This is a genomic window from Myceligenerans indicum (genome assembly GCF_016742955.1).
Lineage (GTDB): Bacteria > Actinomycetota > Actinomycetes > Actinomycetales > Cellulomonadaceae > Myceligenerans > Myceligenerans indicum.
Window position 1 is genome coordinate 19,619 of the sequence record NZ_JABBYC010000036.1, and the last position, 22,001, is coordinate 41,619.

19 protein-coding genes are annotated in these 22,001 nt (G+C 72.4%); 10 read left to right on the forward strand and 9 right to left on the reverse strand.

Annotated features, from left to right (window positions below):
- Window positions 1-87: 87 nt before the first annotated feature.
- Window positions 88-783 (reverse strand): hypothetical protein, encoded by a 696-nt coding sequence (locus HGK34_RS16190; protein WP_307816014.1) that lies wholly within the window; start codon window positions 781-783, stop codon window positions 88-90.
- Between the two features lie 180 nt (window positions 784-963).
- On the opposite strand from HGK34_RS16190, the gene HGK34_RS16195 reads away from it, so the two are divergent.
- The 5 genes from HGK34_RS16195 (at window position 964) to HGK34_RS16215 (ending at window position 5,777) form a co-directional block, all read left to right on the forward strand.
- Entirely contained in the window at window positions 964-3,222 is a 2,259-nt protein-coding gene (locus HGK34_RS16195) for a SpoIIE family protein phosphatase (protein ID WP_244666837.1), read from the forward strand.
- 46 nt (window positions 3,223-3,268) lie between these two features.
- A complete protein-coding gene (locus tag HGK34_RS16200; protein WP_201849308.1) occupies window positions 3,269-4,285 on the forward strand; it encodes a sigma-70 family RNA polymerase sigma factor in 1,017 nt (338 codons plus the stop codon).
- A 72-nt stretch (window positions 4,286-4,357) separates the two neighbouring features.
- Window positions 4,358-4,828, forward strand: a complete 471-nt coding sequence (locus HGK34_RS16205; protein ID WP_244666842.1) for a universal stress protein — start codon at window positions 4,358-4,360, stop codon at window positions 4,826-4,828.
- Between the two features lie 44 nt (window positions 4,829-4,872).
- Window positions 4,873-5,394, forward strand: coding sequence for a fluoride efflux transporter CrcB (gene crcB, locus HGK34_RS16210; RefSeq protein ID WP_244666838.1), 522 nt, complete (start codon window positions 4,873-4,875; stop codon window positions 5,392-5,394).
- Window positions 5,391-5,777 (forward strand): fluoride efflux transporter FluC, encoded by a 387-nt coding sequence (locus tag HGK34_RS16215; protein ID WP_201849312.1) that lies wholly within the window; start codon window positions 5,391-5,393, stop codon window positions 5,775-5,777. Before crcB ends, HGK34_RS16215 begins: the two co-directional genes overlap by 4 nt.
- Window positions 5,778-5,910: 133 nt before the next feature.
- On the opposite strand, the gene HGK34_RS23290 is transcribed toward HGK34_RS16215, so the two are convergent.
- Window positions 5,911-7,023, reverse strand: coding sequence for a glycoside hydrolase family 11 protein (locus HGK34_RS23290; protein WP_201849314.1), 1,113 nt, complete (start codon window positions 7,021-7,023; stop codon window positions 5,911-5,913).
- A 387-nt stretch (window positions 7,024-7,410) separates the two neighbouring features.
- On the opposite strand from HGK34_RS23290, the gene HGK34_RS16225 reads away from it, so the two are divergent.
- Window positions 7,411-8,400: a 5'-3' exonuclease gene (locus HGK34_RS16225; RefSeq protein WP_201849316.1), complete on the forward strand. Its 990-nt coding sequence runs from the start codon at window positions 7,411-7,413 to the stop codon at window positions 8,398-8,400.
- Here HGK34_RS16225 and HGK34_RS16230 read toward each other — a convergent pair.
- The 3 genes from HGK34_RS16230 to HGK34_RS16240 are packed head-to-tail and all read right to left on the reverse strand — an operon-like array spanning window position 8,383 to window position 12,805.
- Complete coding sequence (locus tag HGK34_RS16230) at window positions 8,383-9,129, reverse strand: sirohydrochlorin chelatase (RefSeq protein WP_201849318.1); 747 nt, start codon at window positions 9,127-9,129, stop codon at window positions 8,383-8,385. The two genes, HGK34_RS16225 and HGK34_RS16230, sit on opposite strands and share 18 nt — an antisense overlap.
- 17 nt (window positions 9,130-9,146) lie before the next feature.
- Entirely contained in the window at window positions 9,147-11,843 is a 2,697-nt protein-coding gene (locus HGK34_RS16235; protein ID WP_201849320.1) for a phosphoenolpyruvate carboxylase, read from the reverse strand.
- A gap of 59 nt (window positions 11,844-11,902) precedes the next feature.
- Complete coding sequence (locus HGK34_RS16240; protein WP_201849321.1) at window positions 11,903-12,805, reverse strand: DNA/RNA non-specific endonuclease; 903 nt, start codon at window positions 12,803-12,805, stop codon at window positions 11,903-11,905.
- Window positions 12,806-12,877: 72 nt separating this feature from the next.
- On the opposite strand from HGK34_RS16240, the gene HGK34_RS16245 reads away from it, so the two are divergent.
- From HGK34_RS16245 to HGK34_RS23605, 3 genes are read left to right on the forward strand one after another with little or no spacing between them, the layout of a single operon-like run.
- Complete coding sequence (locus HGK34_RS16245) at window positions 12,878-13,666, forward strand: deoxyribonuclease IV (RefSeq protein ID WP_201849322.1); 789 nt, start codon at window positions 12,878-12,880, stop codon at window positions 13,664-13,666.
- A 42-nt stretch (window positions 13,667-13,708) separates the two neighbouring features.
- Complete coding sequence (locus HGK34_RS16250; protein ID WP_201849323.1) at window positions 13,709-15,133, forward strand: PQQ-binding-like beta-propeller repeat protein; 1,425 nt, start codon at window positions 13,709-13,711, stop codon at window positions 15,131-15,133.
- A gap of 47 nt (window positions 15,134-15,180) precedes the next feature.
- Window positions 15,181-16,896, forward strand: a complete 1,716-nt coding sequence (locus HGK34_RS23605) for an outer membrane protein assembly factor BamB family protein (RefSeq protein ID WP_201849324.1) — start codon at window positions 15,181-15,183, stop codon at window positions 16,894-16,896.
- A gap of 12 nt (window positions 16,897-16,908) precedes the next feature.
- Here the strand turns inward: HGK34_RS23605 and HGK34_RS16260 are convergent, their stop codons facing one another.
- From HGK34_RS16260 to HGK34_RS16275, 4 genes are all read right to left on the reverse strand, one after another.
- Window positions 16,909-18,462: an outer membrane protein assembly factor BamB family protein gene (locus HGK34_RS16260; RefSeq protein ID WP_201849325.1), complete on the reverse strand. Its 1,554-nt coding sequence runs from the start codon at window positions 18,460-18,462 to the stop codon at window positions 16,909-16,911.
- Window positions 18,463-18,522: 60 nt separating this feature from the next.
- A complete protein-coding gene (locus tag HGK34_RS16265; RefSeq protein ID WP_201849326.1) occupies window positions 18,523-18,735 on the reverse strand; it encodes a hypothetical protein in 213 nt (70 codons plus the stop codon).
- Between the two features lie 109 nt (window positions 18,736-18,844).
- Entirely contained in the window at window positions 18,845-20,029 is a 1,185-nt protein-coding gene (locus HGK34_RS16270) for an ABC transporter permease (RefSeq protein ID WP_201849328.1), read from the reverse strand.
- Window positions 20,029-20,943 carry an ABC transporter ATP-binding protein gene (locus HGK34_RS16275; RefSeq protein ID WP_201849329.1) on the reverse strand — a complete coding sequence of 305 codons (915 nt, stop codon included), beginning with the start codon at window positions 20,941-20,943 and terminating at the stop codon, window positions 20,029-20,031. The genes HGK34_RS16270 and HGK34_RS16275 overlap by 1 nt, the downstream gene beginning before the upstream one ends.
- 203 nt (window positions 20,944-21,146) lie before the next feature.
- Here HGK34_RS16275 and HGK34_RS16280 point away from each other — a divergent pair, with 203 nt between their 5' ends.
- Window positions 21,147-21,962 carry an MBL fold metallo-hydrolase gene (locus HGK34_RS16280; protein ID WP_201849330.1) on the forward strand — a complete coding sequence of 272 codons (816 nt, stop codon included), beginning with the start codon at window positions 21,147-21,149 and terminating at the stop codon, window positions 21,960-21,962.
- Window positions 21,963-22,001: the final 39 nt, after the last annotated feature.

Consider the following 22,001-nt stretch of genomic DNA (forward strand, 5'->3'; position numbering starts at 1 on the left):
TTCGGGATGCACCTTTGCGAGGCTAGTAGAGCCCTTTGCTCAGGTCATGCACAATTGGCGCGGTTTCCCGGGTGAATCCGGATCACGTCACCCGACGGGCGCCTCCTTGACCACCTCGCGCCATGCGGCGGGATCGAGCACGGTGCTGTCCTCCCTGCCGGCCCACCGGCGCGCGTTGTCGACGGTGTCGGCGAGCAGGGCGCGCAGCCGGGCGTCGACATCGGGCACGAACGCCTCGGAGATGCCCTGGACCGCCGTCGACACGACGCTCGGGGCGGCGTCCCGCACGAACCGCTTGGGGCGCACCGTGGTTCCGGCGCAGAACCTCTCGGCCCACGCGGCCGTCCTGGGGACGGAGTCCAGCGCCTCCGCCGACTCCGGGGCCAGGGTCCCGGAAGGGCGGTCGTCGAGGACGTCCAGCATGCGCTCGGCACCGTAGATCGCCACGGCGAGGGTCTGCTGGCGGTCAGCCGGCGAGATGGGCAGTGCGGCCTGGGCGGAGTGCAGTGCGATGTTGACGTCCCAGCGCGGGTCGTCGCTGGTCAGCCCGATCACGGACGGGATCAGCGGAGCGAGCTGCGGCCGCGCGTGATCCGAGGTCAGGTCATTGACGGCGCGAGCGAGCATGGCCACCAGCGGGTGCGTGCACGATGGGTGGTCGCTCCATCTCTCACCCGCCAGGAACGACGCGAGCTCCATGAAGCAGGCGCCCTTCTTGGGGCTGCGGTGCTTGCCGCGTCCGAGCATCGGCAACATGTCGAAAGTTCCAGCGCTTGCGGTCACGATCCACCCCCACTGTGGGTTCGATGCTTCGTCCAGTGTGCGCGCGGTGTGACGCGGATCGCAATACCTACACATGCGTTTGTCCGGTGGCAGTGCCTTCGCACCGCCTGTCCGCCGCGTCATCTCGCCGATATCCGCCACCGACGGGCGTGCCAGGACGTTTCCCGTGATACTGGGCAGATGCCGACGGACCTCCAGGCCCTGAACGACCTGGCGCAAGTCGGCCTCGGGACCCCGGCCGCGGACGACGCCTTCGGGCGGTTCGCCCGGCTGGTGCGCCGCCATCTCGGCGTACCGGCCGCCGCAGTGGTGATCCTGGCCGACGGCGGGATCGCCCCGACGGACCCGGACGGTCTCCGACGGGCCGGCGACACGGCGGAGCCGGAGGACGGCAGTCCGGACCGGCTGCGCACCGAGCTCGCCATGCCCGTGATCGAGGCCGACGCTCCGCTGGTCGCCGAGGACATCCGCCAGGACCAGCGGTTCAGCCCCGGAGCCGTCGTGCGGGAGCTGGGAGTGGTCGCCTACGCCGGCTTCCCCGTGCACGATCTGCGCGGGCGCCCGATCGGCGCGCTGGTCGCCGTCGACGAGAACGCGCGGACGTGGTCCGCGGAAGCCCTCGCGTCCCTGGAGGACCTTGCCTCCGCGTGCAGCGCTGAGGCCCGCCTGCAGGCCGAGCGCGAGCGGGCACGGCGGGTGCAGCACGCCGCGGTCCGCGCGAACCGGCGCAGCCGCTTCCTGCTGTCGTTGTCCGAGGCCTTCGCCGGCGCACAGTCCGTGAACGACGTCGACGCGGTCATCGCCGACATCGGCACCACCGGGATCGGCGCACGCTATTGCGGTCTCGCGCTCATCGACACCGATGGGAGGGGAATCACCTACACCTCGCTGGCTCACGTCGAACCCGGGTTCCCCGCCTCCTTCCGGCACGCCCGCCTCACCGACGACCGCCCGATCTGCGAGGTGGTCCGTACCGGCAAGCCCCTCTACTACAGCTCGGACGACGACCTTGCTGCCACGTTCCCCGAGGTCGCCGCCCACAGCAACCGCGGGCTGGGGGCGCGGGCCTTCCTCCCGGTGATATCGCCGAGCGGCACCGCGTTCGGCATCCGGCCGAGCGGCGTCGTGGGCGTCGTCACCTTCGTCTGGGAGCGGGAGGGGCGGAACGACCAGGACGTGTTCGCACTCGGCGCCGCACTCGCGCAGTACGCGGGGGACGCCCTGGAACGCGCGTGGCTGCTCGACGAGCGCCGCCGGGCGGCGACCACCCTGCAGCGGTCCATGCTCAGCCGGCTGCCGCAGATCGCGCATCTCGATCTCGCCTGCACCTACTCCCCCGCCACCCGCTCCGACCAGGTGGGCGGGGACTGGTACGACGCCGTCAAGCTCGACGACGAGGCGTCCATCCTCATGGTCGGCGACGTCACCGGCCACGACATGCGTGCGGCCGCGACCATGGGCCAGCTCCGCTCCCTGCTCCGTGCCCTCGCGTGGAGCCACGACGCCGCACCGTCCGAGCTGTTGCGCCTGCTCGACAAGGCGAACGACGGCCTGGGCCTGCATGCCTCCGGAACCGCGGTCCTCGTGCGCCTGGACCGCGTCAAGCGGGGCGGCGGCGCCTACGAGGTGACCTGGGCGAGCGCGGGGCACCCACCGCCGCTCGTGCTCCGCCAGGACGGCAGCGTGGAACGCCTCGACGCACGCAGCGACATGATGCTCGGGGTGGTCCCGACCATCCGGCGTACCGACCACGCGACGCTGCTGCGCCCGGGCGAGACGCTGCTGCTGTACACCGACGGTCTCACCGAGCAGCGCTCCTCCTCGGACGACGAGGCGCTGTCCGGCCTCGAGAAGACGCTCGCGAGCCTCGCGGACACGGCCACCGCGGCGCTACCCATCACTCTCGTGCGGCGAATCATCGGCCAGGAGCAGCACGACGACGTCGCCGTCCTCGCCGTGCGGGTCCGGATGGCAGCCGTCCCGGAGCATCGCTCCGCACCGGGGACCGCCCGGGTCGAGCGCAAGGTGGCGGACGACCTGTCGGACCTCGCACCGGCCCGGCTCTGGATCGACGACATGCTTGAGACCTGCGGAGTCCCGCTCGCACAGCGGCGCACCATCACGCTGCTCGCCTCCGAGATCCTGACGAACGCACTGGATCACGGCTCGGCGCCGATCGCCGCGGAACTCGACATCGATCCCGGGAGGGTGCGCGTCGGGGTGCGCGACGGGTCCCCCGCACGGCCGCAACCCCAGGACGAGGACGTGCGATGGTTCGGCGGCCGGGGCACGCAACTCCTCGAGCGGCTGGCGTCGCGCTGGGGGGTGGAGCCGTTCGAGGACGACGACGGGGCCGAGTTGGACGACGCGACCAGGGGCAACCCCCGGGCACGCAGGCAGGGCAAGACCGTCTGGTTCGAGATCGACCGGGAGGCGTGAGTCCCGTCCCGCGTGGGTGTCAGACCCTCGGCGTAGCGTGGCAGCCATGGCACAGTCGACAGGTGGCCTACCCGCCGCCGAGAAGATCGATCCCGAGCTCGTGGCAGATCTGGAGAAGTACCGTCGTGAGCTGACCGGATACTGCTACCGCATGCTCGGCGGCGCGTTCGACGCCGAGGACGCGGTCCAGGAGACACTGCTGCGCGCGTGGCGCTCCTACGGCCGGTTCGAGGGGCGTTCGTCCCTTCGCACGTGGCTCTACCGCATCGCCGGCAACGTCTGCCTCGACATGATCGGCTCGAGCCGTGCCAAGCGCGAGCGCCCCATGGGCCTGGGCGGCCCGTCGGCCCCGGTGGTCGACAGCCTCGCCGCCGAGCTCCCGGAGGAACGCTGGATCGAACCGGTACCGGACGATCGCGTGCTGCCCGGACCGGGAGACCCCGCGGACACGGCGGTCGCGCGCGAGTCGGTGCGGCTGGCGTTCGTCGCCGCGCTGCAGACGCTGCCGGAGAAGCAGCGCGCGGTTCTCGTGCTGCGCGAGGTCCTGCGCTGGCCGGCCCGGGAGGTGGCGGACCTGCTGGAGACCTCGGTCGCGTCGGTGAACAGCGCCCTGCAGCGGGCCCGCGCCACGCTGTCGGATCGGGCGCTCGATCTCGACACGGCGAGCGCCACCCCGTCCACGGAGCCGTCGGCGAAGGAGAGGGAGCTCCTGGAGCGCTACATCGACGCGTTCGAGCGGTACGACATGGACGAGCTCAGCGCGCTGCTGCGCGAGGACGCCGTGATGAACATGCCGCCGTACGCCATGTGGCTCCAGGGCGTGGCGGACATCAGGTCCTGGATGCTCGGAGTCGGGTCCGGGTGCCGAGGTTCGCGCTGCGTCCCCGTGCGCGCGAACGGGTCGCTCGCCTACGGGCAGTACCGGCCCGATCCGAACGGCGGCTGGTCCCCCTGGGGCCTGGCGGTCCTGGAGACCGACGGGGATGCCATCACGGGGATCACGACGTTCCGCTCGCCGGAGCGGTTGTTCCCGCTGTTCGGGCTCGCGGACCACTTGTCCTGACGTGACTTCCGCGGCTGCGGGAGTGGATCTCGTGACGTGGCTCACATGTCCCGATAACCTCGGGGCGTGACGATGAGATCCGTCGTGGTCGGCGTGGACCACAGGCAACCGGACCTCCCCCGGCGGGCGGCGGCGCTCGTGCAGAGCCTGGGAGGATCACTCGTGGAACTCGTCTGCCTGTGGGTGGACGAGACCGCGGTGACGGAACCCACCGGGTTCGCGGTGTCGGTGGACCCCGACATCGTGATGTCCGACGACCAGTACGCGGCCGATGTGCTGGAGGGCCTGAACCGCTCGATGGCGGATGTCGGGCTGCCCTGGTCGGCGGTGCGGGGGGCGGGCGACCCGGCGCGGGAGCTGGCCCGGGTCGCCGACGAGGTGGGTGCGGCGATGATCGTGATCGGTGCCCGGCGCGCGGGCCTGCGGGGCTGGGCACAGAGCATGGTGGGCGGCACCGTGGCCGGCCATCTGATCCACGACCAGCGCCGTCCTGTGGTGGTTCTGCCCGAGCACCCTCGTGACGACGAGGAAGAGTCCGCGTGAACACGGCTGCGCGGGTCGGCGCACATGCGGCATCGTGGTCCTCGATGAGCGCGCCGAGTCCCGGGACCACCCCCGCTCCGCCGCCCGGCCAGGGCGAGGGGCGGGGAATGCCCGCACACCTCCACCCCGGCCTGATAGGCCTGGTCGCTCTCGGTGGCGCAGCCGGTACCGCGGCGCGGTACGGCGTGGGTGTCCTACTTCCGCCCGCCGCGACGACGAACGGCTGGCCGCTCGCCACGCTCGCGGTGAACGTCCTGGGCGCGTTCGCCCTCGGGTTCGGGCTGGAGGCTCTGGCACGGCTCGGCCGGGAGACGCCTCTCCGACGCAACGTCCGTCTCGCCGGAGGCACCGGGTTTCTCGGTGGGTTCACGACGTACTCGGCCTTCGCGCTGGAGATCGAACGCCTGCTGACCGGCGGACAGGCAGGTGTGGCCGTCGCGTACGTGCTGGTCACGCTCTGCCTGGGCGCTCTGTCCTGCCTGGCGGGCGTCCTGCTCGGGGAGCGGGCGGGCAGTGCGTACCTGCGGCGGTCCCGCGCGGCGGCGCGAGGCGGCGCGGAGGAATGACCGGGCTTCTCCTCGTGGCCGCCGGTGGGGCGGTCGGCGCCGCGGCACGCTTCATGCTCGACGGCGCGGTGCGGACCCGGAGCCACGGACCGTTCCCGTGGGGCACGTTCACCGTCAACGTGCTGGGTTCCCTGGCCATCGGCGTCGTCGCCGGGCTCGTGCTCTTCGGCGGGTTCGAGGACGGCGACGTCGCGTCGTGGCGCCTCGCCCTCGCCACGGGTCTGTGCGGCGGGTTCACGACGTTCTCCACCGCCATGGTGGAGACGGTGCGGTTGGCTCGGTCGAACCGCGTCAGAGTGGCGCTGATCAGCACGGTCGGGACTCTTGCGGCCACGGTCGTCGCGGTGGCGGCCGGGATCGCCGTCGTCGGCCTGCTCACCTGAACCGGAGGGGTCGCCGTCGTCGGCAGTGGACCGACTGCGCTCGCCGCCGGCGCCACGAGGGGCGGAATGCCTGTCGGACACCCCGCCCCTCGCCGGCGGCGTGCTGCTCAGCCCGCCGCCGGAGAAAGACCGCTCAGATGCGGTTCCAGCGCTGGTTGTCCCCGCCGTGGCAGCTGTACAACTGCACCGGCGCGCCGTTCTCGCCGCTCCACACGTCGAGGCACACGTCGTACTGGCGGTTGCGGATCACGCCGTTGGACTCGCGGGTCCATTTCTGGTTGTCGCCACCGCCGCACGACCAGATCTGCGGGCGTGCCCCGTTCTCGCCCGACGGTGCGTCCAGACACTTGCCACGCACCGTCAGCTCACCGGACGAGGTGAACGTGAAGCGCTGGTTCTCACCCTGGTAGCAGGAGTAGGTCTGCAGCTCGGTGCCGTTCGAGGTATCGCCCCCGGGGAGGTCGAGGCACTGCCCCGTGTCGACGTTCTGCAGGCGGGTGACGTCGCCGCCCCCACCACCGTCCGGCGGCGGGGTGCCACCGCCCCCGGAGCCCTCACCGACGGTGACGCTCGAGCTGCCGCTGGACTGGTAGCCCTCCGTCGCCATGATCTGGTAGTAGTGGCTGCCCAGGTTCAGGCCGTTCTGCGCCCACGCGTTGACGTGGTTCTGGAAGGTGATGGTGCCGCTGGTCCGCTTGGACGTCCGCACGCTCCAGTACTGGTAGAACGTCGCGGTCCCGTCGATCGACGGCTGGTTCACCCGCTGGGTGCGGTAGATGTCGTAGGTGCCGCCGTCACTGGTCACGGTGCCGTAGTAGTCCGCGTCGCCCGGCGGACGCCACGAGCCCCAGGACTCGACGACGTAGTACTCGACCAGCGGGTTCCGGGTCCAGCCGTACAGCGTGAGGTAGGAGTTCCCGCTCGGGTTGTACTGGGCCGAGTAGTTCACCACGCGGCTGCTGGAACCCGGGTTCCACCCCTTGCCCGCCACGAAGTTGTTGGTGCCGTTCCACTGGACCGAGTAGCTCCCGCCGGATCCCAGATCCATGGAGACGGTACCCGGCGTGTCCGACCAGAAGGAGTAGAAGTACCCGTCGTGAGTTCCCTCCTGGTTGGTGTCGATCGCGGCGGCCGGGTTGCCGGCGGTGACGACCAGCGCGAGCGCCGCACCGGCGCTCGCGAGCACCGATGCCAGGCGTCCGCGCCGCCCGGGTCCGGACCTCCATTTGGTAAACGATTTCGGCATGGCATGCACTCCCTCGTGCGGTCGTTCGTGAGTGAGACACGCGGGGTCGCCCCCGCGGTCGTCATTCTTTGGGTTGTTTGATGACATGGTCAACGCCCCAAACGTTTAGGCATTGATATTCGATAGTTTCGCTGACTTTCGCGGCAGAAGGTCAGTGATCCTGTCGAGCCCACCGGGTCGCCGCAGCGCGTCGGCCGTGCCCGCGTCGGCCGTGCCCGCGTCGCCCGTGCCCGCGTCGCCCGTGCCCGCGTCGCCCGTGCCGCTGTCGGATTCGGCGCCGGCGTCAGCGCCCGTGTCGGCGTCACTGCCCGTGTCGGCGCCGGCGTCAGCGTCAGCGCCCGTGTCGGTGTCGGTGTCGGTGTCGGTGTCGGATGGCAGGCTGAGCCCATGAGCCTGATGCTCCTCGACACCGCCTCCCTCTACTTCCGCGCCTTCTTCGGTGTGCCCGATTCCCTGCGTTCCCCCCGGGGCGAGCCGGTCAACGCCGTCCGCGGCCTGCTCGACACGATCGCCTGGCTGATCACCGAGCACGGACCCGACCGCATGGTGGCCTGCTGGGACGACGACTGGCGCCCGGCGTTCCGGGTCGAGGCGATCCCCTCCTACAAGGCGCACCGCGTCGCGGACGAGGCCGCCGGGACCGAGGAGGTGCCCGAGGGTCTGTCCCCGCAGGTGCCCGTCATCGTCGATGTCCTGGCCGCGCTCGGGATCGCCCGCGTCGGTGCGCCCGGCTACGAGGCGGACGACGTGATCGGCACGCTCACCGAGCGCGAGGTACGCCGGGCACGCACGGCGCCCGGGACACCGCCGCCGGGCGTCGACATCGTCACCGGCGACCGCGACCTGTTCCAGCTCGTCGACGACGACGACGGCGTCCGTGTGCTGTATCCCGCGCGCGGCGTGCGCGACCCGGACGTGGTCGACCAGGCACGTCTCGCCGAGAAGTACGCGGTTCCCACCGGCCAGGCCTACGCCGACATGGCGACCCTGCGCGGCGACCCGTCCGACGGACTGCCCGGCGTGCCGGGCATCGGTGAGAAGACCGCCGCCAAACTGCTCGACCGCTACGGCGACCTGGCCGGCATCCTGCGCGCCCGGGACGACGAGTCCGACAAGGGCCTCACCGCCACGCAGCGCAAGCGGCTCGTCGAGGCCGCGGACTATCTCGCCGTCGCCCCACGGGTCGTCCAGGTGGCTCGCGACGCCCCGCTTCCCGCGGTCGGGGGCACGCTGCCGATGGCACCGCAGGACGACATCGCCCTCGAAGCACTCACCGAGCGGTGGGGGATCCGGTCCAGCGTCAAGCGGGTCCTCGACGCGCTCGCCGAGCGCTCCGTCGAGGCACGGCCACGCGACGGATCAGCGGGCCGCGGCTGACGCGCCCGCGAGCTGCTCCGCCGCCGCCTCATAGCGGTCGAGAACGATCCGCACCAGGCGGTCCTCCGTGGTGCGTGATGGTGCCAGCGGTGCCGTCACCACGTCCGCACCGGCTTCCAGGACGCGGTCGTGGAAGTACCCGGGAGCAAGGAGGTAGGAGGCGACGACGACCCTGCCGCGGGTGCCGGGCGCCCCGCTCCGTGCCGCCGCCACCGCGGCCGGGACGCGCGGCTCGGCACCCGCCCCGTAGGACGGTGTGACCGGACGGCCCAGCCGATCCGCGAGGCCGGACGCGACCTCCTCGACCGCGACCGCCGCCGCGGCGACCGACGACCCGGCGGCGGCCAGCAGCACGACGTCGTCGGGCCGCAGTCCCGCGCCGTCGTCGATCGCCGCCAGCCGGTCCGCGAGCAGGTCCACGAGCCGGGGATCCGGGCCGAGCGGCGCGGCGGAGACCGCCGCACCGCCATGGGCGACGACCGCACGAGCGATGTCGTGCCGCACGTGGTACCCGGTCGAGAGCAGCAGAGGCACGACGACGGCGGAGCCCGCATCGGCCACGGACTCCGCCAGCACGTCGTCGACCTCCGGGGTCTGCACGTCGACGAACGCCTCACGCACGTCGAGGTCGGGCCGCGCGGCACGGACGCCGTCCAGGAGTGCGCGCACCGCGGCACGGCCCACGGCGTCGTCCGTTCCGTGGGAGGTCCCCACCAGTACTGGCCCCATGTCGAGCGATCCCTTCCTCAGCCGGTGTTCTGCAGGCCCGCCGAGACTCCGTTGACCGTCAGGAGCAGCAGGTGCTGCAGGCGGCCACGGTAGTCCTCGTCCACCTTCGACTCGCCGTCCACGCCGGTGCGCAGGCCACGCAGGGCGCGGACCTGCAGCAGCGACAGCGCGTCGACATACGGCGAACGCAGCTGCACGGCACGGCCCAGCACCCGGCGGCCGGCCAGCGGGTAGGCGTTGCCCGAGATCTTCAGGACCCACTCGCGGGTGAGGCGAAGCTCCTCGAGCACCATCCGGGCGAGATCGTCCCGGTCGCCGAGACCCAGGTACATCTCCGCGATCCGCTCGTCCGTCTTGGCGAGCGACATCTCGACGTTGTCCAGCAGTGTCGCGAACAACGGCCACTGGGCGCGGGCCTCCTTCAGCCGGTCCAGGCCGCCGTCGGACGCCTCACCGAACTCCTTCAGCGCCGTCCCGAGGCCGAACCAGCCCGCGAGGTTGATGCGCGCCTGCGACCAGGAGAAGACCCAGGGGATGGCACGCAGGTCGTCGAGGCTGTTCACCGACAGGCCGCGCTTCGCGGGCCGGGAGCCGATCGGCAGCATTCCGACCTCCTCCAGCGGGGTGACCTCGGCGAACCACTGGGGGAAGCCGTCGGACCTCACGAGTTCGTGGAACCGCGCCCGGGAGGCGGCGTCGAGGCGCTCGGCGAGCCCGGTGAAGCCCGCCGCGGCGTCCGCGTTGCGCTTCTCGACGGACGGGGCCGACGCGAGCAGCGTCGCCGCGGCGACCTGTTCGATGTGGCGCGCCGCGATCGTCGGGTCGCCGTAACGGGCCAGGATGACCTCGCCCTGCTCGGTCAGCTTGAACCGGCCGTCCACCGAGTGGGGCGGCTGCGCGAGCACGGCACGGTTCGCCGGGCCGCCGCCGCGGCCGAGCGCGCCGCCGCGACCGTGGAACAGCGTGAGCGTGATGTCGTGCCGTTCGGCCCACTCCGCGATCCTCGACTGCGCCTGGTCCGTGGCCAGGGTGGCGGAGACCGGGCCGACGTCCTTCGAGGAGTCGGAGTAGCCGAGCATCACCTCCACGCGGCGTCCGTTGTCCGCCAGGCGCTTCTGCACCACGGGGAGCGTGAGCATCGACTCCAGGATGTCCACGGAGTTGCGCAGGTCGGCGAACGTCTCGAAGAGGGGGATCGCGTCGATGACCGGCGCGTCGTCCGAGCCGTCGAAGGCGAACGCCGCGAGCTCGTAGACGGCTGCCAGGTGCGCCGGCTCCTGCGTGAAGGACACGATGTAGCGCCGGGCCGCCTGCTTGCCGAACCGCTTCTGCACGGCGCCCAATGCCCGGAAGGTGTCGAGCACCTCGGTGGTGCGCTCGCTCAGGTCGCCGTGGACACCCTTGGCGCGGATCTCCTTGAGGGCCGCGGCGTGGACCTGCGAGTGCTGCCGGATCTCGAGCTCCGCGAGGTGGAAGCCGAAGGTCTGCACCTGCCACATGAGGCGCTGCAGGTCACCGTAGGCGGCGCGCGGAGCCCCGGCCGCGACCAGGGAGTCCTGCACGACCCGCAGGTCCTGCTCCAGCTCCTCGGCGTCGGCGTAGGCAAGGTCGGCGTCGCGGGTGCGCGTCGCGGCGATCCGATCGGCGATCGCGAGCATCGCGGCCCGGTGCGGTTCGCGGGGAGAGGCGTCGGCGGCCCGGCCGGCGAGCTCGCCCGACATCTGCTTCTGGCTGAGCAGGAGGCCGTTCAGCTCCGGCGACGGCGCCGTGTCGCCCTCGTCGAGGGTGAGCCGGCGCCCTGCCTCGACGGCGACCCGCTCCAGCGCCGTGAGGGCGTGCTCGGACGCGAGCGTGGCGGCCTTCCGGGTGACCTCGGCGGTCACGTTGGGGTTCCCGTCACGGTCGCCACCGATCCAGGACCCGAGCCGGACGAACGGCTTGGCCATCGGGGTGACCTTGCCGGCGTCCCCGGCCAGGAGCCAGTCGTCGAGGCGGCGGTAGACGTCGGGGAACACGTCGACCATGACCGCGTCGAACACGCCCATGATGGTCTTGACCTCGTCGAGCACCGAGGGCTTCGCCTGCCGGATCGGGGACGTGCGCCACATGGTGTCGATCTCGGCGAGCAGCATGCGCTCGTTCTCGGCGAGCGAGACCCCGCCGGGACGCTGCGCGTCCCGCTCGGCGAGCAGGTTCGAGATGCGCCGGATCGTGCCGCTGATCGCGCGACGGCGGGCCTCGGTCGGGTGGGCGGTCAGGACGGGCCGGAACTCGAGCTCGTCGAGGCGGCGCAGCGCCTCGTCCCTGCCGACCTCCTCGGTGAGCCGGGCGAACGCTTCGGGGAGGGTGTCCTCGAGGACCGCGGGACCACTGGTGGTCTGCGCCTCCCGGGTACGCAGCACGCGCACCCGGTGGAACTCCTCGGCGAGGTTCGCGAGATGGAAGTAGCAGGTGAAGGCTCGCGCGACCTGTTCGGCGCGTTCCAGCGTGAAGCCGTCGACCAGCACGGACGCTTCGGCGAGCGCGCCGTCGTGGCCTTCGCCGTAGGCGCGGATGGTCAGCTCGCGCAGGCGCTCCACGTCGTCGAGCAGCTCCTGCCCGCCGGCTTCTCGGAGGATGTCGCCGAGAAGGCCGCCGAGCAGTCGGACGTCGTCTCGCAGCGGGTCGGGAATCTCGTGAGGTGCCGAGCCGCGGGCAGTCGTTGTGTCACTCACGATCTAGAGACTATTGGTAACGGGCGTTGAGACGAACTTTGCGTCCGAACCCCGAACGGTCACGAACCGCTCCGCACGCGGATCTGGTCCCGCCGGGTCAGCTCGGACCACCGCCGCGCCCGGGGCACACGGTGTATGAGGATCCCACCCGGTTCGCCGCCGGACGACGGCTGCGGCCGGAGCCCGAGGACGTCCGCGGTGAGCAGGGGGCCGAGATCGATCGATGTGAGGGATCCCACGTCCACCACGGGCACCTGGTAGGTGCGGAACGGCCCGAGCGGCGGAACCTGGTCACGGGCGAGGGCCTGGGCGGTGATCGTCGCGAGGTCGACGTCGTCGAGCTGCGGGGTCTGGTCGAGGACGAAGGCGGCGGCGTACAGGCGCGACTCACCGCCGTCGTCGGCCGAGGCCCACGCGACCACCTTCCAGAACATCCGGGGGATCGCCACCCCGCGGTAGACCGGGTCGTCGTCGTCCAGGACGGGTCCGGTGAACACGACGATCCGGTGGTCGTGGGAGTCCGCGTATTCCAGGACATGGTCCTCGAGACCGTTCCACAGGTCCTTCGACTGGTTGAAGGCGTCCACCTGGGGCGCCGCGTTGGTGAAGGTGAACGTGTCGCGGTTCGCCTGCTCGGCCGACGCGGCGTCGCCCCACACCGGGTCGAGCCGCCGTACCAGGTGGCCGCGGTCCAGCGGGTTGTTCTCGTACAGGCTCTTCCCCGCCTGCTCCCCGGCCGGCACCCGGAGGTCCAGCCGCCAGCCTCCGGTGCGGGGCAGGTCGACCAGCTTGCCGCCGTCGACGACGCAGGCGGTCACCGAGGCGAGGCGGCGCGCCGGATCCAGCAGCACGGTGAAGTGCGTGTAGTCGAGCCGCCGGGTCTCCTGGGCTGGAACGGGCAGCGGCACCGCGAGGCCGCCGGGGCCGATGAACTCGGCGTCGTATCCGGTCACGAGCGACATCGTAGGAGGTCGCGTGCCGTCCGACGGGCATGACCACGGCGGCTGTCGGTCACACCTCCTAGGGTGGGGCGCATGGTGAAGATCGGTGCGCACGTGTCACTCGCCGACGCCGTCCCGCAGGCGAAGGAACTCGGGGCGGACCAGGTGCAGGTGTTCCTCAGCAACCCGCAGCAGTGGAAGATCCCGGATCTCGAGTACCCGGGCGGCGTCGAGGCGTTCCGTTCGGACGTCGAGGCCGCCGGGCTGGACGTGTTCGTCCACGCGCCCTACGTCATCAACGTGGCCTCGACCAACAACCGCGTCCGGATCCCGAGCCGCAAGCTGTTGCAGACCACGATGGACCGCGCGGCCGAGGTGGGCGCGCGCGGCGTCGTCGTGCACGGGGGAACGGTCGCGGCCGGCGACGACCCGGCCAAGGGCTTCGACAACTGGCGCAAGGCCGTCGACGCGCTCGAGACCGACGTCCCGGTCCTGGTGGAGAACACCGCCGGCGGCGACCACTCCATGGCCCGCACCCTCGAACGCATCGAGCAGCTGTGGGCGGCGATCCAGAAGGCAGAGGGTGCCGGCGGTGTCGGTTTCTGCCTCGACACCTGCCACGCCTGGGCGGGCGGGCTCGACCTCACGGAGGCCGCCGCGCAGCTGCGTGCGATCACCGGGCGGATCGACCTGGTGCACGCGAACGACTCCCGGGACGAGGCCGGGTCCGGTGCGGACCGGCACACGAACCTCGGGCACGGCACCATTCCGCCGGACCAGCTCACGGCCGTGATCACGGCAGCCGGAGCGCCGGTCATCCTCGAGACCAAGGGCGACATGGCCCCCGACGTCGCGTGGCTCCGCGAGCGCCTGCCCGCCTGACGGCCTCTGGTCCCGCCTGCCCCGACCCGGGATGATGGACGGGTGGACGGGCACGGGAGCGCGGACCGCGTCGTCTTCGAGCTCGAGGACGACGGGGAGTCCGCGCCACGCGCCTCCGGCGACGGACCTGGGTCCGGGGACGATCCGGCTGTGCGCTCGGGGCCGGTTCGGCGGTGGTGGCGTCGCCGGCGGTGGTGGGTCGTGGCGGCTCTCGTGCTGGGTCTCGTGGTGGTCGTCGCCGCGGACGAGGTGGGTGAGCGCCGTGAGCGGGTCGAGCGGCTGGCCGCTGCGCCCGGCGGGGTGCTGTCCCTCGCGGATCCGCCGAGCGAGCGGTGGCGCGTCGCCGGTGTGTCCGGGACGTGGCCGTCGGCGAAGCTGGTCGTCGGGACGCTGGGTGCCGACGTCGTCGGCGTCGAACCTGGGTCGGGGCAGGTCACGGAGGACTTCGGCCCTGCGGCGACCACGCGGTGCGGGCCGGAGGTGGGCCGTCCCACGAGCCCGGTGTGCGTCTCCGGGGACCGTGTTCCGGGCCCCGCCGGTACGTACCTCACGGCGGTCCGGGTGGGTCCCGAGCCCGCGGACTCCCCGGTCAGCTCGGCCTGCGAGGACGGGGAGTGCCAGTGGTTCGGTGCCGTCACGCACGGTCGGGACGTCCGCGTGCAGGCCACGGACGTCGTCACCGGCGAGGTGCGGTGGCGCCGCACCGTGCGGTTCCGGACGGTCAGCCGCGCGGAACACTGCGCCGACGGCGACGAACTCGACGTGGAGTCGGTGACGCTGACCGCCACCGAGCACACCATCCTCGTGAAGGGCTGCGGGATCGACGCCTGGATGGCGGCCAACGGGCGGGTGATCGAGCGGGCGCGGACGGTACGCGGCGACGTCGAGGTGCTGCCTCGGCCCGACGGCGGGTACCGGGCCCTGGCTCGGCAGGGGGCGATGCACACGGGGCTGACCCTGATGTTCGCCCCGGACGGGAGCGGGCTGCGGGATGCGTCGGGCGCCGTGCTGGACCCGGTCGCCACCGACGGTTCGCCCGACGCCGTCACCTTGGTCCAGCGGGGCGCGCGGCTGCTGCGCGTGGGGCCCGAGGGGCGGATCATCTGGGACGTGGAGCAGAGCGCCGAGCTGTTCCTGGTCCGCACGGTGCGTGAGGGCGTGCTCGTCGACAAGGACGGTGTGGCCATCGGGGTCGACCTGGCCTCGGGCCGCACGTTGTGGCGCACCGACGTCGGCGTGCCCGGTGCCGGCGCCTGGAACGGCTACGCGAACGAGGTGTCGTTCACCGACGGCCGGCGCGTGATGATCATGGTGGACGACCCGAGCAGCGGACGGCGTGCCGTCGCGCTCGACGTGCGGTCCGGCGAGGAACGCTGGACCTGGTACGTGCCGGACGGATGGGAGGTTCGCGCGGTCGACGGCAGGCTGGTCGCCGAGGCGGAGGGAGACCTCGTCGGACTGAGCTGACCGGTGCGACGATGAGTTGCGGGAACGTTCGCAGCGAAGGAGCTCACGTGGCGAGACGAGAACGGATCGTCTTCGACCTGGTCGAGGGCGAGCGTACGGTCAGCGGCGACGACGACGGCGAGGATCGCGCAGACCAGCCGCGGTCCGCGGGGAGTGAGCTCCTGCGCGGCCTGGGCGCGTCGGTCGTGTCGGGCGCGGCGCGGGCCTGGGGCTGGGTGTCCCGGCACCGCATGGTCAGCCTCGTCGCCGCGGGTGCCACCGCGGCCCTACTCGTGTCCTCGGTGGCGGTGGGGAACGCACGGGAGCAGGAACGGCTCGACCTGCTCGGCACCGCTCCCGGCGGTGTCGCGTCCCTGGCGGATCCTCCGACGGAGACCTGGCGGTACGCACCCGGTGGGGACACGAACCTCGTGGGCAGGTACGGCTTCGATGTCGGAGCGGTCGTCATGGGCCCGAACGTGGTCTTCCTGGAGGGCGATCAGAGCGGGGTGAACAAGTCCGCCCTCGGTTCCGCGGACACCCGCATCCGGTGGCGCGAGGCCGATCTCGTCGCCGTGAACGCGGAATCCGGCGAGGAGTCGTGGCGGGTCCCGCTCGGCGTCGATCCGGAGTGCACCACGCCCGGAGCAGGCGGTGCGAGCCGTGTCCTGGAGGAGATGGTGTGCCTGGCGGGACGGTCCGACGCGCGGGGCGTGGTGGTGGTGACCGCGACCGGTGAGTCCGCCGGGCCCCGTCGGCTCGCCCGCGACGAGTCCCTGTCCGAGGAGGTGCTTCCGGCGGGGAACGGACTGCTGTTCAGGGCGCGGGTCGAGGGGGACACGCCCAGGATCAACTGCTCGGAGGCCGTCATGGTTCCTCTGGCGTGCACGGTCGTGGGCAGCACCCCTGACCGGACGCTCGTCGTCCGGGCCGAGGACGCCCGCAGCGGTGAGGAGGTGTGGCGGCGGGAGGTGCCGTGGACCGGGGATCTCGGCGAGTGCTGGCGGAACATCGTCGGCGACGACAGGACCGACGACGTCCCGCCGCCCGGGCCCGGCGGGCAGCTGAGCATCTGGAACTGGGGAGCGATGGTTCACGTGCGGACCTGTGGCATCGCGGCCGCGTTCCGGCCGGACGGGACCGTGACGCCCGGCGGCACCCCGATCGCGGGCGAGGAACTGATCGCGGAACAGGTCTACGACCCCGAGCGGGACATGCTGTCCACGACGATCTGGGACACCGCCGGGGAGCAGGTCCTGACGACGGACGGCTGGGTCTCGGAGGGTGAGGCCACCGACGGCACGCCGTCGGACGTGTTCGTCATCCGCGGTTCCGGGAACGACCTGGCCCAGGGCTACCGCCGGGACGGGACGCGGGTGTGGGAGGCGGAGGGGTCCGGGGTGCTGGTCGCCCGGGTCGGCGACATCGGGATGCTCCAGGAGTTCGTCACGTCGCTGCGCGGGATCGATCTGCGCACCGGCCGGACCCTCTGGGAGCAGGACGGCCTCGACGCCGGGCTCGCGCGGTCGGAGACCGCCACCCTGCCCTTCACCGACGGCACCACCGTCATGCTGGCCCAGGTCGGGACGAGGTCGAGCACGGCGTCCGACGAGGCCGGATCGGTCGTCTCGGCGGCGCCGGGTGGCACCAGGCTCCTCGCCGTCGACGCCCGGACGGGCCGGATCCGCTGGAGCGCCGAGCGTGACGACCTGGTCTGGTTCGCCGCCGCCGGCCGGCTGCTGTCGGTGACCCGCGACGGCTCCCTTGCGGGTCATGACGGCTGAGCGCGCGGGGAACTACCCGGTCGCCAGGCCCGTGATCCCGGTGCCGGTCACCTGCACCAGATGCCCGTCGATGCTTGCGACCTGCGCATACGGCTGACCCTGGTCCACGTCCCAGGTGAGTTCGCCCGAGTCCAGGTCGATCCCCACGAGCCGGAGCTGTCCCGCCCCACCGGTCGACGGTCCGTCGAGCACCAGCATCGCCGAGCGCCCGTCGGTGTACGCCCCGAAGGCCGCGCTCCCGGCGACGGCGGCGGCGTCGCCCCCGAGCACGTCGGAGGTCCAGCGACGGTCGCCGGTCGCGGCGTCCCGCCCTTCCACGCGGCCGTCCTCCAGGAGGACCAGCGTGAGGTCCTCCGTGCGCACCAGGACGTCCTGGACGTCCTCGCCCGCGGGGACCGGGGCGAGCTCCGCGTCGTCGGTCGCCCACGGCTCGAGGATCCGGCCGGACGGGGCGGCGTCCGGCTCGGGCTCGCCGTCCACCGTCGCGAGACGCACCACGACCCCGCAGGCCGTGGCGCTGATCAGGCGTTCGTCGGCGGACCACGCGAGCTCGTCCAGCACGTCCAGCTCCGGGCCGTCCTCGCCCCACATCAGGCAGGACGAGTTCGCGAGCGCCGCGTCGAACGCCACCGTGCGCGGACCCCAGCGAACCTCACCGGTCGCGGCGTCCTCCACCCGCACGGTCACCCCGGGAGCGGAGCGGACCGCGCCCTTGACGGACGCGACGCCGTCGTCGTCCTCGACCACGTGCGCCCCACCGAGGTCGACGGGCGTCCGGTCCCGGGCCAGGACCGCGAGTCCGCCGTCGGGCAGCGGCGCGTACACCGGCGCGGTCCCGCCGGTGTCGTCGGCCGCGCCGAGCGCGCGCCGTGCGACGCCGCCGCCGGGGGTGATGACGACGGCCTCGGGCGCCGAGGTGCCTTCGGTCACGCAGACCAGAGGGTCCGACGGCGTCGGCGTGCGCACGGCGACCGAGCCGACCGTCCGCCGCGACGGGCCGCAGCGCAGCCGGGCACCGTCGGCCACCTCACCGGGTTCCAGGACCTCGACGGCCCACCGCTGGGTGCCGGTGGCGGGGTCGAGGCCGAGGACCCGCCCGCCCGCCGTGATCCCGGCGAGGTCGCCCACCGGAACGATCTGCGGCTGGACGACGTCGTCCAGGTCGAGGTGCCAGGCCTCCCGCGCGGCGTCCGCCAGGGTCAGGACGCCGCCGGGGGCTGCACGGAGCCGCGCGTCGCGCTGGTGCGCCCGCACCACGAGCCCGCCCGCGACCACCGTGACCAGCAGGACCGCCGTGCCGGCGGCCAGGATCGCCCGGCTCTTCCTGCCGGAGGGGACGGCACGCGGGATCGCGGAACGGATCGCCGCGCCCGCACGGGCACCGGTCGCGGCGACGCGACGCCGCACCCGGCTCAGAAGTCCGGCCGTCGCGCCCGCCCGGCGGTCCTGGCCCACGGCGTGGCCGGGCAGGCCCGCGTCCGGCCCGGCCGGGTTCTTGATGTGCTCGGGCACGCTGTCGAGCAGCGTGCCGTCACCATCGTGCGGGACGTGCTCCTGCTTTGGCATGGTCCGGAGTTTTCCACACGGGCAACCTCGCGAGCCATGAGCGCGGGCCTTCCGGTGGGGTCAGATGCCCCGCTTGGCCGCCGTCTCCACCACGAGATCCAGCAGGGCGGCGTTGGCGCGGCGCCTGCGGTCCTGCGGGTCGCAGGTCAGCGCGTCACCGACGTTCCGCCGGTCCTGTGCGCCGAGCTCGCGCTCACGCTCCGGCGGCAGCACACGGCTTCGGGAACGTTTGACTGCAGCGACGGTTGGCTTGGTCCGGGTTGCGGCATCCATGGTCGGCCTCCTCAGGCGGCAGCGTCGGGTTGTTCACCCACGCGTCCCCATGCTGGAGTCCGGGAGTTTCGCCCGTGTTGCGGGCGCGGGACAGTCTGGTGACCGGCCTTCACGCACGCAGGGCCTGCCTCCAGCCCACACGCCCGCTCGTCTGCAGGAGAGCGCGGCGGTACGCCTTCTCCGAGACCAGCACCACGGCGAGGGCGAACGCGGCCAGCAGCACGAGCGCCACGACCGGCTCCCACCAGCCCGCGTCCCCGGACAGCACGCGCACCGGCATCGAGACGATCGACGTGACCGGCACGAACGACAGCACGCGTTCCAGGGTCCCGTCGGCGCCGAACGTGGTCAGGTAGACGGCCATGAGCAGCACGGCCATCGGTGCGGTGGTGCCCTGCAGGTCCTCGGTCCGGGAAGCCAGGGAACCGGCCATCGCGTACAGCGAGGCGATCGCCACGAAGCCCACGGCGAAGAACACCACGAACCAGCCGAGCGACGCCGTCATGGCGGGCACGGCGGCCTTGAAGTCCGTCAGCGCGAGACCGATCAGTCCGACCGACGCCAGGACCACGTTCTGCGCGAGCGCGATCACCGAGTTGCCCAGGACCTTGCCCGCCAGCACGTGCCGCAGGGGCACCGCCGACGCGATGATCTCCACCAGGCGCGACTGCTTCTCCTCCACGACGCTGCTCGCGATCATCTGTCCGGAGCCGATCGACCCCATGAAGAACAGGAACGCCAGCGCGAAGCTCGCGAACTGCAGCACGCCCGGGTCCACGTCGTCGCCGTCGAGCCGTTCCGTGACCAGGTCTCCGCCGGCGGCGAGCCGGTCGAAGCTCGTCCCCAGGGCCGCCGCGTGCTCCGTCACGGTCACCTGTTCGACCACGGGCGTGAGCAGGGATGCCAGTCCCTGGTCCGGCTCGCGCCAGCTGGACAGCGTCCAGCCGTCCTGTCCTCCGCTGCTCAGCCAGGCGTCGACCGACTCGTCCTCGAGCGCGGCGCGCGCCGCGGCGGCGTCCGGGACCTCGTGCGCCGTCAGCTCGTCGTCGGCCCCGGACTCGCGCAGCGTGGCCGCGGCCCGCTCGACGGCGGACGCCGCCGGCTCGTCGCCCGCGGTGACGGCGACGTCATAGCTGTCGACCTGCTGGCCCTGCCAGGCGAAGAACCCGGCGATGCCCGCGATGAGCAGGATCGTGACCAGCAGGCCGAACAGGTACGCCTTGTTCATCACGCGCGCGACGATCTCGCGTTGCGTGACGATCAGCCAGGCGGGGGTTTCGGTCGAGCCACGCATCAGGCAGCCACCTCTCGATAGATCTCGGTCAGGCTGGGACGCACGGGAGAGAACTCGTGGACGTCCCCGCGTTCCAGGGCGGAGCGCAGCAGCCGGCCGCCGGCGTCGTCGGACAGCTCGATCAGGGCCGCGGAGCCGTCGATGTCGAGCGTGCGGACGCCGGGCACGCCGCGTACCCAGCCGGCGTCGCCCGACAGCACGAGGCGGTGCCGCACGGTCCCGCGGGTGGCCAGTTCGGCGGGCGTGCCGTCGGCGACGACCCTGCCGTGCCGCAGGATCAGGAGCCGCTCGCACAGCCGTTCCACCAGGTCGAGCTGGTGGGAGGAGAACACCACCGGTACGCCGCGCGCCGTGTGCTCGCGCAGCAGGTCGGCCATGCCGTCGATGGCCGCCGGGTCCAGGCCGCTGAACGGCTCGTCCAGGATGAGGGCGCGGGGCGATCCCATGAGCGCCGCGATGATCTGGACCCGCTGCTGGTTGCCGAGGGACAGCTTCTCCACGGGGTCCTTCGCCCTGTCGGCCAGGCCCAGGCGTTCCAGGTGACCGAGGATCTCGGCCCGGGCGGCCCGGGCGGGGATCCCGCGCAGCCGGCCGAGGTAGACGAGCTGGTCGAGGACCGCCTGCTTGGGGTACAGGCCGCGTTCCTCGGGCATGTAGCCGAACGCGCGCCGGTCCGCCGCCGTGATCGGCCGGCCGTCGAACAACGTCTCGCCCGACGTCGGCGCCAGGACTCCCATCATCATCCGCATGGTCGAGGTCTTGCCGGCCCCGTTCCCGCCCACGAAGCCCGTCAGCAGGCCCGACGGCGCGCGGAACGAGACGTCGTCGACCGCACGGACTGCGCCGTCACCCGTCCCGAAGACGCGGACGAGGGACCTGACCTCCAGGTCGCCCGCCTGTTGTGCTGTGCTCATGCACGTCACGCTAAGGCCGGGGCCGTGGCGTCGGGATCGGCCAGGAGGCGGAGTCGTCTCCCCCTGCCGGTGGGTTCCGCCGGGGAGCGGGCGGGCTCTGCCCAGGGCGGCGTGTCCCGCCGAGGGCGGCGCGTCCCGCGCGTTCCACGCGCAGCCCGTAATGCCTTTGACCTCGGGCGCCGCCGAGACCCTACTCTCAGATCATGAGCTTCTGGATCTGCAGTACGTGCGGCGTCGAACACGCCGTACGGCCCGACGTCTGCGCCATCTGCGCCGACGAGCGGCAGTGGGTACCGGCCGGCGGCCAGCAGTGGACCACCCTCGACGAGCTGGCCGCCGCCGGTGAGCGTCTCGAGTTCTTCGAGTTCGAACCCGACCTGTTCGGCCTCCACACCGTCCCGGAGGTCGGCATCGGCCCCACCCCGAAGATCGTGCGCACCTCCGCCGGCAACCTCATGTTCGACGTTCCTGGGTACATCGACGACGACGCCGTCGCACGGGTCGAGGAACTCGGCGGGCTGGCCTTCATCCTGGCGAGCCACCCGCACATGTACGGCGTGCAGGTCGAGTGGAGCCGGCGGCTGGGCGGGGTCCCGGTGCTGGTCAGCGAGGCCGACGCGGAGTGGGTCGCGCGGCCTGACGCGGCGGTCGAGACCTGGAAGGAGGACCGGGAGATCCTTCCGGGCGTCACGATCACGCAGCCGGGAGGCCATTTCCCCGGGAACGCCGTGGCGCACTGGGCCGCCGGCGCCGAGGGGCGTGGGGTGCTCCTGACCGGCGACACGATCTTCGCCAACCCGGACCGGAAGTCGGTCTCCTTCATGCGCAGCTACCCGAACCGCATCCCGCTGTCGGGGAACGTGGCGCTGCGGATCGCGGATCACGTGAGCCATTTCGAGTTCGATCGGCTCTACAACAACTTCGACTCGGTCATCGCAGCCGACGCGCGCACCGTCGTGCAGCGCTCCGCGCAGCGGCACGCCGCCTGGACGAGGGGCGACTTCGACCACCTGACGTGACCTGCGCCGAGCTCTCGGCGGCGTGCGGACGCGGCGCGC

Bases quoted from the DNA above. Each gene is read 5' to 3' on its own strand.
- HGK34_RS16280 (WP_201849330.1), top strand. From the start codon at position 21,147: ATGAGCTTCTGGATCTGCAGTACGTGCGGCGTCGAACACGCCGTACGG.
- HGK34_RS16245 (WP_201849322.1), top strand. From the start codon at position 12,878: ATGGTGAAGATCGGTGCGCACGTGTCACTCGCCGACGCCGTCCCGCAG.
- HGK34_RS16240 (WP_201849321.1), bottom strand. From the start codon at position 12,805: ATGTCGCTCGTGACCGGATACGACGCCGAGTTCATCGGCCCCGGCGGC.
- HGK34_RS16200 (WP_201849308.1), top strand. From the start codon at position 3,269: ATGGCACAGTCGACAGGTGGCCTACCCGCCGCCGAGAAGATCGATCCC.
- HGK34_RS16215 (WP_201849312.1), top strand. From the start codon at position 5,391: ATGACCGGGCTTCTCCTCGTGGCCGCCGGTGGGGCGGTCGGCGCCGCG.
- HGK34_RS16205 (WP_244666842.1), top strand. From the start codon at position 4,358: ATGAGATCCGTCGTGGTCGGCGTGGACCACAGGCAACCGGACCTCCCC.
- HGK34_RS16265 (WP_201849326.1), bottom strand. From the start codon at position 18,735: ATGGATGCCGCAACCCGGACCAAGCCAACCGTCGCTGCAGTCAAACGT.
- crcB (WP_244666838.1), top strand. From the start codon at position 4,873: ATGAGCGCGCCGAGTCCCGGGACCACCCCCGCTCCGCCGCCCGGCCAG.
- HGK34_RS16230 (WP_201849318.1), bottom strand. From the start codon at position 9,129: ATGGGGCCAGTACTGGTGGGGACCTCCCACGGAACGGACGACGCCGTG.
- HGK34_RS23290 (WP_201849314.1), bottom strand. From the start codon at position 7,023: ATGCCGAAATCGTTTACCAAATGGAGGTCCGGACCCGGGCGGCGCGGA.
- HGK34_RS16195 (WP_244666837.1), top strand. From the start codon at position 964: ATGCCGACGGACCTCCAGGCCCTGAACGACCTGGCGCAAGTCGGCCTC.
- HGK34_RS16270 (WP_201849328.1), bottom strand. From the start codon at position 20,029: ATGCGTGGCTCGACCGAAACCCCCGCCTGGCTGATCGTCACGCAACGC.
- HGK34_RS16225 (WP_201849316.1), top strand. From the start codon at position 7,411: ATGAGCCTGATGCTCCTCGACACCGCCTCCCTCTACTTCCGCGCCTTC.
- HGK34_RS16260 (WP_201849325.1), bottom strand. From the start codon at position 18,462: ATGCCAAAGCAGGAGCACGTCCCGCACGATGGTGACGGCACGCTGCTC.
- HGK34_RS16275 (WP_201849329.1), bottom strand. From the start codon at position 20,943: ATGAGCACAGCACAACAGGCGGGCGACCTGGAGGTCAGGTCCCTCGTC.